This window comes from Vibrio sp. 1457 (genome assembly GCF_033340195.1).
Lineage (GTDB): Bacteria > Pseudomonadota > Gammaproteobacteria > Enterobacterales > Vibrionaceae > Vibrio > Vibrio alginolyticus.
The window spans coordinates 82,379-95,480 of the sequence record NZ_JAWOWA010000014.1; the positions used below are offsets into that span (position 1 = coordinate 82,379).

Below are 13,102 nucleotides of genomic sequence, written 5' to 3' on the forward strand. Positions count from 1 at the left end.
ATGTTTTGGATACTGGGTCTTTTAGTTTCCTTGTTTATCATGTACTCGGATTACGCGCATTACTTCTATACCAAGCGACATGGAAAGAAATCTAGGGTTTCTCGCTTATTTAGCTTGTTGATCACGGTAACGCTTCCTATGATTGCGACTACCGAGATTTTGAACGATCTTAATGTAGAGAAAACCAGCTACCAAGTGTGTGTAGTTTTAGTCTCAGCTTTAGTTGGCCTTCTGGTCTGCTTGTCGGAACAGTATCGTTTTAAGTCAGAAAGAGATTAGTGGTATCGGGTTGTCCAGCTATCACCAAAGGCATCAAATTGGTGCCTATTTTATTATTGGTTTATTAATAACTGATCTGGCGAGTAAGGCCGGTTCGAATATCTTCTAACGTTCACCCTCGAGCACGAGACCGCTATCATGACTTCTTTAATGAAAAAAAGAGAGCCTTTTGACTCGGGGATTTAGAGCTCTTGGACGTCTGAATGCGCATAGTTCATACCCTCTATTGAGACGTCGGAATTATTCGCTGTACCGTGATAGAAAATTATTTATGTATTGAAACACATATACCTTGCTCGTGAATATCTAGCCGTCTCGGACATCTCAAATCTAACCTCAACTTATATCCAAATGAATTTGTAGTTTGTATCACCAACTGCTCATAGTTTATTTAACAATTAACAACGAGTTCATGGGGAGCTAATACAAAAAAGAGCGCCGATTGACGCTCTTTCCGAACTTTAATAGATAACCAATTATGCGGTCTCTGCTTCACCTATCCAATGATAATGGTGGTTAGCTTTTTTCCCCACTAAACCGAGCTCTGCCAATTCTTCAAATACCTTGTCTACCTCTTCCGCAGACAGCCTAAACTGTTTAGCAACGGCTTTTTTGGTGCACGTAATTTGATGCGTTTTAAGTGCATCGCTAACTTGCTCTAACAAGGTTTTCGGTTCCTTTGGTTCTTCTGGCTCCGGCGCTGCTGGTATTTCTTGCTCTACTTCCTCTTTTATATGAGGAAGATAACCCGCAGGCGCTGGGTCTATATCGCGAACTGTTTTCAATATCATGCCCTCATTTCTGCGATAGAAATATCGGAACCGTTGCTCTTCACCAATCAAGCCAACAAAAAATGCAGCAAAGAAGTCCAAAAGAATCGAAAGAAATACAACCAAGCCAAGCTGAGCTTGCTGAGAGGTGGTACCAAATGCGTTAGCTAGACTATCAATTAAACCAATCACTGAGCCTTGCGTCACCGGCGGTAAACTATCACGCTCCATAGCCAAGCGTTGCTGCTCTTCACGTAAGGTTTTGTTTTGCTCCTGGATGCGAGTTACACCAGTCGCGATACGTTCCATCTCGATGTATTTCTGCGCTGCCATATTGTTGAGCTCAATCTGCTTATCGATTGCCGCAATCTGACGATTAAACGCTTCCACTTTCGCCTGCTCTACCGAAATATGACTTTGTGCACTATTGGTTGCACTATTAATCCCACCAATACTACCGCCAATGGAAATCGCAGCTAAGACTAAATAAAACACGAGAGCGGTTGCTGCTCCTGTGTAGTTGCGATGGGCTCGGCGCTCACCGTATTCATACCAAGCGTAAAATTTACCTGCTTCAAAAACGATCGCTAAACCACCAAATAAGGTTTGCATCATCGGGTTTTCGTCGATAGACAAAAACAGCAATAGAGAAAAAATAGTCGATGCTAAAATCGCAGCACCGGTGAATGCATATACACTCACCATGGCAAATCGACCTTTAGGGTATCGATATCCAATCTGTTGTTCGTATTTCATTTGAGAAATTTCTTAAGATTAATCGCCCCTCCGACTAAGCAGGACGGACGTTTCTGACATGTACAAAGGAGCGCAGAATACCGTATCCTTTATTAAATTACTGTCATAATTCCGTTAATGGAAAACAAGTGAAGATTCGGTGTGCATTTTGAATCGATATCAGCCAAATCTAGCACGTAAAAACACCACCACGACACCCACTAACCGAAGCTTCAGTGACATATAAGAGAGATTAATTCGGTATCTTCAGAAGCGACTAAGCAAGACTGACAAGTTGAATTGGAGGTTGTGAATGTCAGCCGAATCAAGACATTAAAGCGTTAAAAATAGGCAACAAAACAAATAATGCACACTTGCATCACCTTTTAGTAAACTGATAATTACATTGTTTGGTTAATTTGTTAGTATCCCGCGCCGAAGAAGATAAGCACTCAATTGTATGGAAAACACTCTAATACAGCACAAACACCATCGCTTGCACGCTATTGCGGTTATTATCGCGGTGTTGTTTCAGTTGTATTTAGCGTCCACAGCCGCTCTTAATCCTACACAAGTTCACAGCACAACTTGGCTCAACAAAGTCCAAAGTGAAAAGGTTTTACTGTGTACCGCAGATGGTTTCAAATGGGTGGATATCAATACGTTGATTGAGGCTAACGCTCAATCTTCTTCTAAGCTCATCCAAGATCTTAACTTACACGACGGCTTCCAGTTTGAATGCCCGCTTCTTCAAGCTGTTCAATTCTTTCTTTTAGTTGCGATTGGGCTTTACCTGACAACCATCCATTGGCTGCGCCGAGTAAAGTATGCACTGACGACTTATCACTTTTCAAAATGCGATAAGCTCGTTTACAAACACATCGCGCCTAAGCACTCTCCGCCGAGTGTTTTTCCTGCCTAACAGGCATCTAATCATTGACAACTTTATTCAAAAATAACGATGACTCTGTTTGTTGTCCATTCAGAGAAGCTATTAATTCAAAAGGAAAAACACATGCTTAAATCATTAAAAACCGCCGCTATCGCGCTTATTGCTGTCATCGCTAGCCCACTGAGTTTAGCGCACGATTATGAAGCAGGAAAAATTCATATCGACCATCCATGGAGCCGCGAAGCGCCACCAAACGCACCTGTTATCGGTGGTTTTTTTCAATTAACCAACCACGGTGACAGTGAAGATGCATTGATCGCAGCAGAAAGCCCAATCGCAGGGCATGTCGAAATTCACACGCATAAGAAAGAAGATGGTGTGATGAAAATGATTAAGATTGACGAAGTGCGCGTTCCAGCCAATGACTCAGTGTTGTTTAAGCCAGGCAGCTTCCATTTAATGATTTTTAACCCAACACAAACTCTTAAAGAAGGCGACCGCTTCCCTATGACGTTAACATTCAAAAACGCGGGTAAAGTGGAAGTAGAAATGGCGGTTGAAAAACAAGGTCACATGGAAAAACACATGCACCATTAATGACGTAAACAAAAGTGCCCGCTGATTTAGCGGGCATTTTTATCTCAGCTTAGTCAAAATCATTATTCCGGTAGATCCTAACTCGACTCTTCAGAATAATGGTGATGAATAACGCTCGGCGAAACGGGGTCACATATCATAACAGCGTGCTCGGGCAAGAGATTCTAAATCACGCTCGTCCCTCGCTATTCAGAATGACCTTGAAAGACTTAAGATCCTAAAAAGGTTCCCTACCCGCTTAAAACTCAACCTCTCGACAAAGTTCTCCAACCATCACTTGGCAAGCCTAAATGAAATCATAAGTTTGGCAACAAAGACCCACGGTTAATCAGCTTTCTTTCTACTTGAAACAAACCTCAGCCCAACGAGCTAAGCCGGCAGTTACTGAGCCAAAATAGTTTCCACTGACAACCGGAATACTTGGCAGTACGGTTTGCACCGCATCGCGCAAGATTGGCGAGCGTGCCGAACCTCCAGTCATAAAGATAGCATCGGGTTTAACTCCAGCTTGCTCTACCGCTTCTGTCACCAACGCCGTCATTTTATTCTTTGGCGACTGGATCGCTTCGATCATTTCGTCACGTCGTACATCAACTTCAATCGTTTCTGATAGTAAGTTGATGCCAGTTCGGTAAGAAGCTTGTTCTGAAAGTGCCACTTTTGCCTCTTCGGCACGGCGAACAATGTTGTAGCCTAAAGACTCATGATACACCTCTAGCAAACGAGCAAGTTTTTCTGGCTCTTGAGCCTGCTTTTGAAGCAACTTTAACGCTGATAGGTTCTCTCGCGAATAGAAGTCACTCTGCGCTTCTACATTATTGATTGCTATCGGGTTCCAGAATTGGGTAGTCGGCATCACAATGCCTGACTCCATTTTACTTCCCATGCCAAAAGGGAACATGAGCTGCTTAAATGCTAGCGCGATATCAAGATCATTCCCGCCGACACGCTGGCCACTGTGAGCTAACAAGCTTGCGGTCCTATCTGCTTTGCCGCGCCAAGACGGTCCCATTTGGATCAACGAACAGTCCGTTGTACCACCGCCAATATCGACTACTAGAATGATTTTATCTTCGCTGAGTGTCGCTTCATACTCTAGGCCCGCCGCGACAGGCTCAAACTGAAACTCCACATTTTGGAAGCCCGCACGTTTCGCTGCCCGCAACAAAATGCGTTCAGCCTGAATGTTAGCCGTTTCACCGCCACGCCCATGAAAGTTAATTGGTCTGCCGATCACAGCATCGGTAATACTTTGCTGCGCATCGTTTTCGGCTTGAGACTTAATATTGTCCATCATCGCGCAGACAAGGTCTTCGAAGAAAGCCAATTGCACATCACGCAAGCCAGATGCACTAAGAAAAGACTTCGGCGATTTCACATAATAGATATCGCGAGGATCTTCCAAATAGAGATTAAGTGCAGCCTGACCAAACGCGATGTCGTCGGATTCTAAGTCAATACTTTCTTCTCGGTTTAAATTGATTGCCCGGCGTAAAACCTGCTCACCAACTTGATCTAATGGTTTAATATCTCGATGGCGAAATAAATGCTCGGATACCGATTCACGAGTCGGTGCAGCAAGGGTGGAAGGAATAAAAGGGCTGTTTCCTTCTAGATTAAGCAGTACTGGATCACCCGATTCCATTTTAGCCACTGAACAGTTTGCAGTACCATAGTCAAAGCCGATAAACATTGTTTCTCCCACTGTCCCACTGATTAGTGGCCTTTTGACCGTTAAAAAGCTGGCAATGCTAACTTAATGGCATAAGAATTACTATCCCAAAATCAAGTGTAATTTAACGTGGAAAATCTATCTAAGGTACACTACTTTCTCTTTTTGCAGATGGCACAACAACCGCTACCAGTAAAGCTAACAACAGGAACACGGGGCTAAGCATTAATCCATGCCAGATTGAATACCCATCATGGAACAGCCAGAATATACCAAGCGTCAGTAGGTACGAAAAGTAGCTGCAAAACACCAAGCTAATCGCGACAAAGCGCTTTTGATTAATAATAAGAATCCGCACTAGATACTGGCTAAGAATACCAGAGCAGCGCATGGCAAGTTGCCAATTAATGATAAAGAAAGCAAGCGCAATAAACCCAGCTACGACCAGTGCATCATGCGTACTTAAAATGAAGTAGCTACCAAATCGGCTTATGATGACCGGATAATCGCCTTCGTATATCGTTGACCAAGATATTGCGTTCGCTGCTGCTACGTAATTGGCAAAATAAGCAATGGCGTAGAAAGTTGTTTGAGAACTGAACGGCTGAAATACATCCGTACAAAATCCTCGCCACTCTTCTTTGTTGGCGGTAGGCCCAACCCAGTCACGTTTTTTTTGGGCGGTACGCCCGGCAAACTCAGGCCCGTTGCGAAACAACAGCCAAAATATATAGAGTGCAAGTATAACCAAGAGTATTGAAAACATACCCTTCCCCCTCAGAAATTATCGGCGCCACTGCCAATGGCGTTGGGGTCGTAAACTGCACTTCCCTGCTATACCTATTTGATTTATCAAAGACTTATTATTTTATTACCACCAAAATTCATTCAACGGCATACTATACAGCGACATTTTCACGCTTTGTGTGAAGTTCGAAAGCCTACTTTTAGGTTTAGCACAAAAATAGCTACAGCAAAGCGTAAGAGAGGGATTCCGCACCCATCAATGAAGATGAGGCGTTAAGCAGAAGCTGTGACCGCAATGAGAAGAGAAGGATTCAAAGCGGCCATGCATGGGCAAGAGGAGCAACTATTTCTCTAACTTTTCTTCAAATACACCAATCTCTCTGCCCAACCAAATCGCGTGTTCTGTGTGATCGAGCAACTCTTCTTCGCTTACTGGGTGAATAAGCACAGAAAAATCGCCTCGAATCGTATCAAGCCACGCCAAGAACTCTTCACTCAATGATTCTAGGTGAATTTCAAACATCGGCATCTTGTGTGGGCCAACTAACCTTCCAACTAATGGAAACACACGCAGCACATCTTGACGCTCTTGACGGATGATCTCGTTCAAGGCTTGCGCTTTATCTTGTTCTCTTAGGGGAAAATAAACATGAGCGTGGTACATAACTTCTCCATAATCACTTCCACTTGAGCACCACCTACTTTGGATAAGCTCAAGGACTGCCGAGGGTATACATTTGTAATGCCGTCACCCTACCTTGATTCCACTCAGTTGGGAAGAAGTTATGCATTCTCATAAGGTCGAGGCTTCGAGCACAACAAAAATTTGCAATTCATCATATAGCAACTGTTTGAGTTGATTCATTAATAATGACTCACTTTGTCAAATTTTACAGCCAAATTTTGTTGCAAATATGTTTCATTAACCAGTAATTAAATTCGAGTTTAAAAATACCACCAACAAAATAGCAGCATATTACTCTGCAAAATCAGGGTGTAAGCAAAACTTTACTACTGAGCGAAAGTCAAAATGAAGCATAATTTAACAATTTGTTTACACTTATTGTATCTGGCTATACCACGATTTAGTTAGAGGGTTAGATACAGAAAAGCCTTTCTCTGTATCTTGCGGTGAAATATTCGCAGCGATGTTATCGACAAATAGTTTAAGGGACGAACAGATGCCTACCGCTATCGAAAGCACACGCAACCTTAGGTATGGCCTTTGCGCTGATATCAGAGTTTGAGTACCCATACAAACTCTGGTTTTGTATGAACAGCTGCAGTCCAAAAGACCCGCAGCGTCAAAAGGAGCTTGAGATGAACGTTCAGGCATTACCCATGCATCGGTTTATCGACCATCGTGGGGACCTAGTCGGCCAACTACCCAACTGGGCTGACACTGAAACATTGGTCGGGTTTTACCGAGATATGGTATTAACTCGCACTTACGACAACAAAGCAGTTGCCTTGCAACGCACCGGTAAGCTAGGGACCTATCCCTCACACTTAGGCGCGGAAGCCATAGGCATTGCGGTCGGCAGAGCACTTAAAGCCGATGATGTGTTTGTTCCTTACTACCGCGATATGCCTGCGATGTGGTGTCGTGGCATTGGCATGGAAAAGAACCTTCAATACTGGGGTGGCGATGAGCGCGGGAGTGATTTTGCTCCTGAAGGCAGTCCGGTTCCTAGCCGAGACCTTCCCTACTGTGTACCCATAGCGACGCAATGTACGCATGCTGTCGGGGTGGCTTCCGCGCTAAAAATTCAAGGTAACCATGAAGCTGCGCTAGTGATGTGCGGCGATGGTGGTACATCCAAAGGGGACTTTCTTGAGTCAATAAACTGCGCAGGTACTTGGAATATTCCACTTGTTTTCGTCGTAAACAATAACCAGTGGGCAATTTCAGTTCCGCGTAGTCTCCAATGTGCCGCCGATTTCTTATCAGAAAAAGCGCAAGGTGCAGGTATACCGGGTATTACTGTCGATGGTAACGATGTCGTCGCCGTTTATGATGCAACTAAAACCGCCCTTGAGAGAGCAAGAAAAGGGAAAGGTGCAACACTCATCGAAGCGGTGAGTTACCGACTGAGTGACCACACTACGGCCGATGATGCGACTCGTTATCGTAAAGAAGATGATGTTCAAACTGCATGGCAATACGAACCTATCGCACGTCTTAAAACGTACCTCCTTAATCAAGGCGCTTGGAGCGACGAACAAGAACAGCAATGGCTAGATTACTGTAAAGAGCAAGTAGAGTTAGCTGTTGAACGCTATCTGAGCTTACCGCCACAAGCACCAGAAACCGGTTTCGATTATTTGTATGAATCGCTACCTCAAGAGCTTCATGCACAAAGAGATGAACTCATCAACAAGGCAATGAGAATGCAGGGAGGCAGACATGGCTGAGCTAACGTTGGTTGAAGCAGTAAACCTTGCCCTGCACCACGAAATGCAACAAGACCCCAATGTTGTCGTACTAGGTGAAGACGTGGGCGATAATGGTGGTGTATTTCGTGCCACTGTTGGACTCAAGCAAGAGTTTGGTCTTAAACGAGTCATCGATACGCCACTCGCTGAAGCCTTAATCGGCGGGGTTGCGGTCGGTATGGCAACGCAAGGATTACGACCTGTCGCCGAATTTCAGTTTCAAGGTTTCGTTTTTCCTGCGATGGAGCACTTAATGTGCCACGCAGCTCGAATGCGTAACAGAACTCGCGGTCGGCTCACTTGTCCCGCGGTTTTTCGTGCGCCATTTGGCGGCGGTATCCACGCTCCGGAACACCACTCAGAAAGCGTGGAAGCGCTATTTGCTCACACTGCTGGATTTAAAGTGGTGATTCCTTCTTCTCCACAACGCGCATACGGCTTACTTCTCGCTGCAATTAGAAGCAATGATCCCGTCATGTTCTTCGAACCGAAGCGCATATATCGCACCGTTAAATCTGAAGTCGTTGATAACGGCGAAGCACTCCCACTCGACACCTGCTTCACCTTACGTAAGGGGCGAGATATCACGCTCGTTACTTGGGGCGCATGCGTCGTAGAGTCACTTCAGGCCGCGCAAACCTTGTCTAGTCAGGGAATTGAAGTCGAGGTGATTGATTTGGCGAGTATTAAGCCAATTGATACCGCGACGATTTTCAGCTCACTAGAAAAAACTGGGCGTTTACTCGTTGTTCATGAAGCGAGTAAAACTTGTGGTGTGGGCTCTGAGCTATTAGCTCGAACCGCTGAACACGCCATGTGCTTACTTAAAGCCCCACCTAAACGAGTAACTGGAATGGACACCATTATGCCTTATTACCGTAACGAAGATTATTTCATGGTTCAGAAAGAAGACATTGTGACCGCAGCGCGCGAACTCGTGGAGGATTGGAAATGAAGACGTTTAACTTACCCGATCTCGGCGAAGGCCTCGCTGAATCAGAAATTGTAAAATGGCACGTTAATGTCGGTGACATGGTTAAATTAGATCAAGTGATCTTAACCGTAGAGACAGCAAAAGCGACGGTAGACGTCCCTGCCCCCTATTCGGGCCGTGTGGTCAGCCGTCATGGTGAGGAAGGTGAAATCGTCAATATTGGTGCATTACTGCTAGAGATTGATGAAACAGGTGCCGGGAGAGAAGTAACGGCAGAGAAAAAAGCCACTGCTGACGCCGCAACCGTCGTCGGTAGCGTTTCTCACCAAGCGCATCATGTTAACGTTGATGATTTCTGGATTGGTGGCAACCACAACACGACAGAAAGTAACCTCGTTACCGCCCTGCCTTCGGCTCGCTTGTTGGCACAAAAACTTGGGGTAGATCTTAACCTTGTGTCAGGTAGTGGCCCGAACGGACTTATCGTAGATGCCGATATTTACGACGAAGCCGGAAAACAGCGTCCAGGCACCGAAGTTTTGAAAGGCGCTCGACGTACCATGGTATCGTCTATGACCGAATCGCACGAACATGTTGCTGCCGTAACCATTACGGAAGAAGCATTGTTGGAAGATTGGCTGCCAAACGAAGATATCAGTATCCGCCTTGTTCAAGCGATTGTTCATGCGTGTCAAGAAGAGCCCGCTTTAAACGCTTGGTTTGATGCCGAAACCATGACACGCTGTGTACACACAACGGTCAATGTAGGAATTGCAGTAGATAGCCGTCATGGATTGTACGTGCCAGTCTTGCGCCACGCAGATGAATACGAGCCACAAGATGTTCGTCGTTGGCTCGATCAAACCGTTGAAGGGATCAGAGAGAGAAAAATCGGTCGTGAGCAATTGCAGCACGCGACGATTACGCTTTCCAACTTCGGCGCGATTGCCGGTATTTACGCAACACCTGTCGTCACACCGCCACAAGTCGCTATTGTCGGCGCGGGCCGAATACTCGACCGAGTTGTGATAAGAAATGGTCAAGCAATTTCGGTGAAAGCAATGCCGCTATCCGTAACGTTTGATCATCGCGCTTGTACTGGTGGTGAAGCTGCAAGGTTTACGAAAGTACTTGCAGCGCACCTGCAACGTCCGAGCGAAAAGTAACTTATAAAAATCAAATGATAAAGGCTTCCAGTCCGGAAGCCTTTTGTTTTAGGAAGCAAGACTATATCTACAGCTTCTCTAACAGCTCAGGCATTACCACAAACAAATCGTCGACCAATCCATAATCTGCAATGTCAAAAATAGGCGCATCAGGATCGCTATTAATTGCAACAATCACCTTGGAATCTTTCATTCCCGCCAAATGCTGGATCGCGCCAGAAATTCCGACGGCAATGTATAACTCCGGTGCAACAATTTTGCCGGTTTGCCCGACTTGATGGTCATTAGACACATAGCCCGCATCGACCGCCGCTCGTGACGCCCCTACCGCTCCACCTAGCTTGTCAGCCAATTGTTCTACTAAAACAAACTTCTCTTTACTCCCGAATGCACGACCACCCGACACTACTACTCTAGCCGCTGGCAATTCTGGTCGCTCACTTTCTGGCGTTTGTTGCGAAACAAACTCACTAAGTTTATTGATAATCACCGTGTCGACTTGAGTAAGCTTAGGGACAACTGGCGTGTCAGATAGCTCTGCGGCATCAAAAGCCGTACTTCTTATGGTCATCACTTTATAGGGATCATTCGACGTGACTCTCGCCAATGCATTTCCAGCATAAATTGGACGAATCACCGTATCGATAGACTCGATTGTCATCACGTCAGAAAGTTGACCAACATTAAGCAACGCCGCCACACGAGGCATCACATTCTTACCAAATGTACTAGCAGGAGAAAGAATGTGTGAGTAGTTTTTGGCTACTTGTGAGATCAAAGGTGCGATATTTTCCGCTAATCCATGTTCATATCCCTTCGCATCAACCCAGATAATTTCTGCAACACCTTGAACACAATTCAACTCATCCAAAACTGATTGGCACTGATAACCAATAAGCAACACAGAAACAGGAAGCGATTTATCATCACCCTTAATCTCAAATGCCGCTTTAATTGCACACAGCGTCCCTACAGCCAACGATTGGTTGTCATGCTCTGCGAGCACAAGTGTTGCTAATGGTCGGTCTTCCATGGTCATGCCTCATATAACACGTCAGATCCATTACTTGAGCTTAGTCCACTTCACGTTAACGTCAACTGAGCTATAGTTTTCTGTATAGAAACCAAAACCTGTCACGCAGATGACGATAATAGAAAGGAAGCATAAAGATGGAACGAGAATGCATGGAGTTTGATGTCGTGATCGTGGGGGCCGGACCTGCAGGCTTAAGCGCCGCTTGTCGGCTAGCTCAACTCAGCCAAGACAGTGAAGGTGACGCACTTTCAATTTGCGTTGTAGAAAAAGGCTCAGAAGTGGGCGCACATATTTTATCTGGCGCTGTTTTTGAAACTAGTGCCTTAGATGAGCTTTTCCCCAATTGGAAAGAAATGGACGCCCCGCTAGCAGCCTCAGTTCAACGAGATGATTTCCTTTATCTTACTACTGAACAAAACCATATTCGCGTTCCCCACTTCCTTACACCGCGTCCAATGATAAATGGCGAGAATAATTACGTAATTAGCCTTGCCAACCTTTGCCGTTGGCTCGCTAACCAAGCAGAAAATCTTGGGGTGGAAGTTTTTCCGGGCTTTGCCGCTGCAAGCATCAATTATGATCAGACTGGCGCCGTGACAGGCATTAACACGAGCGATATGGGACTAGATAAGAACGGCCAGGCCAAACCTAACTTTGAACCAGGTATCGAGCTAAGGGCAAAATACACCCTTTTTGCTGAAGGTTGTCGCGGACATCTGGGTAAAGAACTTATTCAAAGGTTCGACCTAGACGCAGGAAAGCAACCACAGCACTACGCGCTTGGCCTAAAAGAGATATGGGAGTTACCCACTGACAGTAAGGATGTATCTGGCAGTGTTATCCACTCCGCTGGCTGGCCCTTGAGTGAAACAAATACCACAGGCGGCGGTTTTCTCTATCACATGGAGAACAACCAAATCGCCGTGGGGCTTATTGTCGACTTGAATTACAGCAATCCTTACTTGAGTCCGTTTGACGAATTTCAACGCTTTAAGCACCACCCTGCAATCGAGCAACATTTGAAAGGCGCCCAACGAATCGCTTATGGCGCCAGAGCCATTGCAAAAGGTGGGTTATCTTCTCTGCCGAAACAGCAATTCCCCGGCGGTCTATTGATTGGCTGTGATGCGGGCACCTTAAACGTCGCCAAGATCAAAGGCAGCCATACTGCGATGAAATCCGGTTTATTAGCCGCAGAAGCCATTGCTGAAGCATTCACACAATCCAATTCGGAACCGGATTACCAAACCAAGTTTGAAGATTCATGGCTGTATGAAGAACTTAGTGACACACGTAACTTTGGTGCGAACATTCACAAATTCGGCAGCGTACTCGGCGGCGCACTTTCAACCTTTGAACACAATCTGTGGCAGCCTCTGGTTAAGAAACCAATACCGTGGACAATCACTGATCCTTCGCACGATCATGAACAGCTGAAGCCAATTAACGAGTGCCAACCTATTCAATACTCGAAACCAGATGGTGTAATCAGCTTCGATAAACCCTCATCAGTATTTTTGTCTGGTACACAACACGAAGAAAATCAGCCTTGCCACTTGCAACTTGCCTATCCTCATATTCCGATTCAAGTCCATTTGAAGAAGTTTGATGAGCCGAGCCAACGTTACTGCCCTGCTGGCGTGTATGAAGTGGTAGAAGTAGAAAGCGAGCGAATGTTCCAAATCAATGCCGCAAACTGTGTGCATTGCAAAACCTGTGACATCAAAGATCCTTCGCAAAATATCACATGGAAAGCACCAGAAGGTGGCGGCGGGCCGAGCTATCAAAACATGTAGAAACGTTAGTATGTTTACGATCTAACAAATGGATAAACAAAC

At 45.4% G+C, this 13,102-nt stretch carries 13 protein-coding genes; 7 read left to right on the forward strand and 6 right to left on the reverse strand.

What is annotated here, in order from left to right:
- Complete coding sequence (locus R7Z41_RS15710; RefSeq protein ID WP_080996836.1) at window positions 1-279, forward strand: hypothetical protein; 279 nt, start codon at window positions 1-3, stop codon at window positions 277-279.
- 476 nt (window positions 280-755) lie between these two features.
- Here R7Z41_RS15710 and R7Z41_RS15715 read toward each other — a convergent pair whose 3' ends face one another.
- A complete protein-coding gene (locus R7Z41_RS15715; protein WP_115386688.1) occupies window positions 756-1,805 on the reverse strand; it encodes a Preprotein translocase subunit SecY in 1,050 nt (349 codons plus the stop codon).
- 439 nt (window positions 1,806-2,244) lie between these two features.
- On the opposite strand from R7Z41_RS15715, the gene R7Z41_RS15720 reads away from it, so the two are divergent.
- Entirely contained in the window at window positions 2,245-2,706 is a 462-nt protein-coding gene (locus R7Z41_RS15720; RefSeq protein WP_005388493.1) for a hypothetical protein, read from the forward strand.
- 93 nt (window positions 2,707-2,799) lie between these two features.
- A complete protein-coding gene (locus R7Z41_RS15725; protein WP_005375841.1) occupies window positions 2,800-3,273 on the forward strand; it encodes a copper chaperone PCu(A)C in 474 nt (157 codons plus the stop codon).
- A 340-nt stretch (window positions 3,274-3,613) separates the two neighbouring features.
- Here the strand turns inward: R7Z41_RS15725 and yegD are convergent, their stop codons facing one another.
- The 4 genes from yegD to R7Z41_RS15745 form a co-directional block, all read right to left on the reverse strand.
- Complete coding sequence (gene yegD / locus R7Z41_RS15730; protein ID WP_225477807.1) at window positions 3,614-4,966, reverse strand: molecular chaperone; 1,353 nt, start codon at window positions 4,964-4,966, stop codon at window positions 3,614-3,616.
- A 121-nt stretch (window positions 4,967-5,087) separates the two neighbouring features.
- Entirely contained in the window at window positions 5,088-5,711 is a 624-nt protein-coding gene (locus R7Z41_RS15735; RefSeq protein WP_005375837.1) for a hypothetical protein, read from the reverse strand.
- A gap of 324 nt (window positions 5,712-6,035) precedes the next feature.
- The gene (locus tag R7Z41_RS15740) at window positions 6,036-6,356 is read right to left on the reverse strand and encodes a DOPA 4,5-dioxygenase family protein (protein ID WP_115386690.1); all 321 of its coding nucleotides are present in this window, start codon (window positions 6,354-6,356) and stop codon (window positions 6,036-6,038) included.
- Between the two features lie 396 nt (window positions 6,357-6,752).
- Window positions 6,753-6,947, reverse strand: a complete 195-nt coding sequence (locus R7Z41_RS15745; protein ID WP_147289583.1) for a hypothetical protein — start codon at window positions 6,945-6,947, stop codon at window positions 6,753-6,755.
- 65 nt (window positions 6,948-7,012) lie between these two features.
- Here R7Z41_RS15745 and pdhA point away from each other — a divergent pair, with 65 nt between their 5' ends.
- From pdhA to R7Z41_RS15760, 3 genes are read left to right on the forward strand one after another with little or no spacing between them, the layout of a single operon-like run.
- Window positions 7,013-8,107: a pyruvate dehydrogenase (acetyl-transferring) E1 component subunit alpha gene (pdhA, locus tag R7Z41_RS15750; protein WP_025998586.1), complete on the forward strand. Its 1,095-nt coding sequence runs from the start codon at window positions 7,013-7,015 to the stop codon at window positions 8,105-8,107.
- Window positions 8,100-9,083 (forward strand): alpha-ketoacid dehydrogenase subunit beta, encoded by a 984-nt coding sequence (locus tag R7Z41_RS15755; RefSeq protein WP_042521051.1) that lies wholly within the window; start codon window positions 8,100-8,102, stop codon window positions 9,081-9,083. Before pdhA ends, R7Z41_RS15755 begins: the two co-directional genes overlap by 8 nt.
- The gene (locus R7Z41_RS15760) at window positions 9,080-10,228 is read left to right on the forward strand and encodes a dihydrolipoamide acetyltransferase family protein (RefSeq protein ID WP_225477805.1); all 1,149 of its coding nucleotides are present in this window, start codon (window positions 9,080-9,082) and stop codon (window positions 10,226-10,228) included. The genes R7Z41_RS15755 and R7Z41_RS15760 overlap by 4 nt, the downstream gene beginning before the upstream one ends.
- 67 nt (window positions 10,229-10,295) lie before the next feature.
- Here R7Z41_RS15760 and R7Z41_RS15765 read toward each other — a convergent pair whose 3' ends face one another.
- On the reverse strand, window positions 10,296-11,261 hold the full coding sequence (locus R7Z41_RS15765; RefSeq protein WP_225477803.1) for an electron transfer flavoprotein subunit alpha/FixB family protein: 966 nt from the start codon (window positions 11,259-11,261) through the stop codon (window positions 10,296-10,298).
- 137 nt (window positions 11,262-11,398) lie between these two features.
- Between R7Z41_RS15765 and R7Z41_RS15770 the strand changes: the two genes are divergently transcribed.
- Window positions 11,399-13,060, forward strand: a complete 1,662-nt coding sequence (locus tag R7Z41_RS15770) for an electron transfer flavoprotein-ubiquinone oxidoreductase (RefSeq protein WP_225477801.1) — start codon at window positions 11,399-11,401, stop codon at window positions 13,058-13,060.
- Window positions 13,061-13,102 lie beyond the last annotated feature (42 nt).

Coding starts and splice junctions, on each gene's coding strand:
- R7Z41_RS15765 (WP_225477803.1), bottom strand. CDS start 11,261: ATGGAAGACCGACCATTAGCAACACTTGTGCTCGCAGAGCATGACAAC.
- R7Z41_RS15720 (WP_005388493.1), top strand. CDS start 2,245: ATGGAAAACACTCTAATACAGCACAAACACCATCGCTTGCACGCTATT.
- pdhA (WP_025998586.1), top strand. CDS start 7,013: ATGAACGTTCAGGCATTACCCATGCATCGGTTTATCGACCATCGTGGG.
- yegD (WP_225477807.1), bottom strand. CDS start 4,966: ATGTTTATCGGCTTTGACTATGGTACTGCAAACTGTTCAGTGGCTAAA.
- R7Z41_RS15735 (WP_005375837.1), bottom strand. CDS start 5,711: ATGTTTTCAATACTCTTGGTTATACTTGCACTCTATATATTTTGGCTG.
- R7Z41_RS15725 (WP_005375841.1), top strand. CDS start 2,800: ATGCTTAAATCATTAAAAACCGCCGCTATCGCGCTTATTGCTGTCATC.
- R7Z41_RS15755 (WP_042521051.1), top strand. CDS start 8,100: ATGGCTGAGCTAACGTTGGTTGAAGCAGTAAACCTTGCCCTGCACCAC.
- R7Z41_RS15710 (WP_080996836.1), top strand. CDS start 1: ATGTTTTGGATACTGGGTCTTTTAGTTTCCTTGTTTATCATGTACTCG.
- R7Z41_RS15760 (WP_225477805.1), top strand. CDS start 9,080: ATGAAGACGTTTAACTTACCCGATCTCGGCGAAGGCCTCGCTGAATCA.
- R7Z41_RS15745 (WP_147289583.1), bottom strand. CDS start 6,947: ATGGGTACTCAAACTCTGATATCAGCGCAAAGGCCATACCTAAGGTTG.
- R7Z41_RS15770 (WP_225477801.1), top strand. CDS start 11,399: ATGGAACGAGAATGCATGGAGTTTGATGTCGTGATCGTGGGGGCCGGA.
- R7Z41_RS15740 (WP_115386690.1), bottom strand. CDS start 6,356: ATGTACCACGCTCATGTTTATTTTCCCCTAAGAGAACAAGATAAAGCG.
- R7Z41_RS15715 (WP_115386688.1), bottom strand. CDS start 1,805: ATGAAATACGAACAACAGATTGGATATCGATACCCTAAAGGTCGATTT.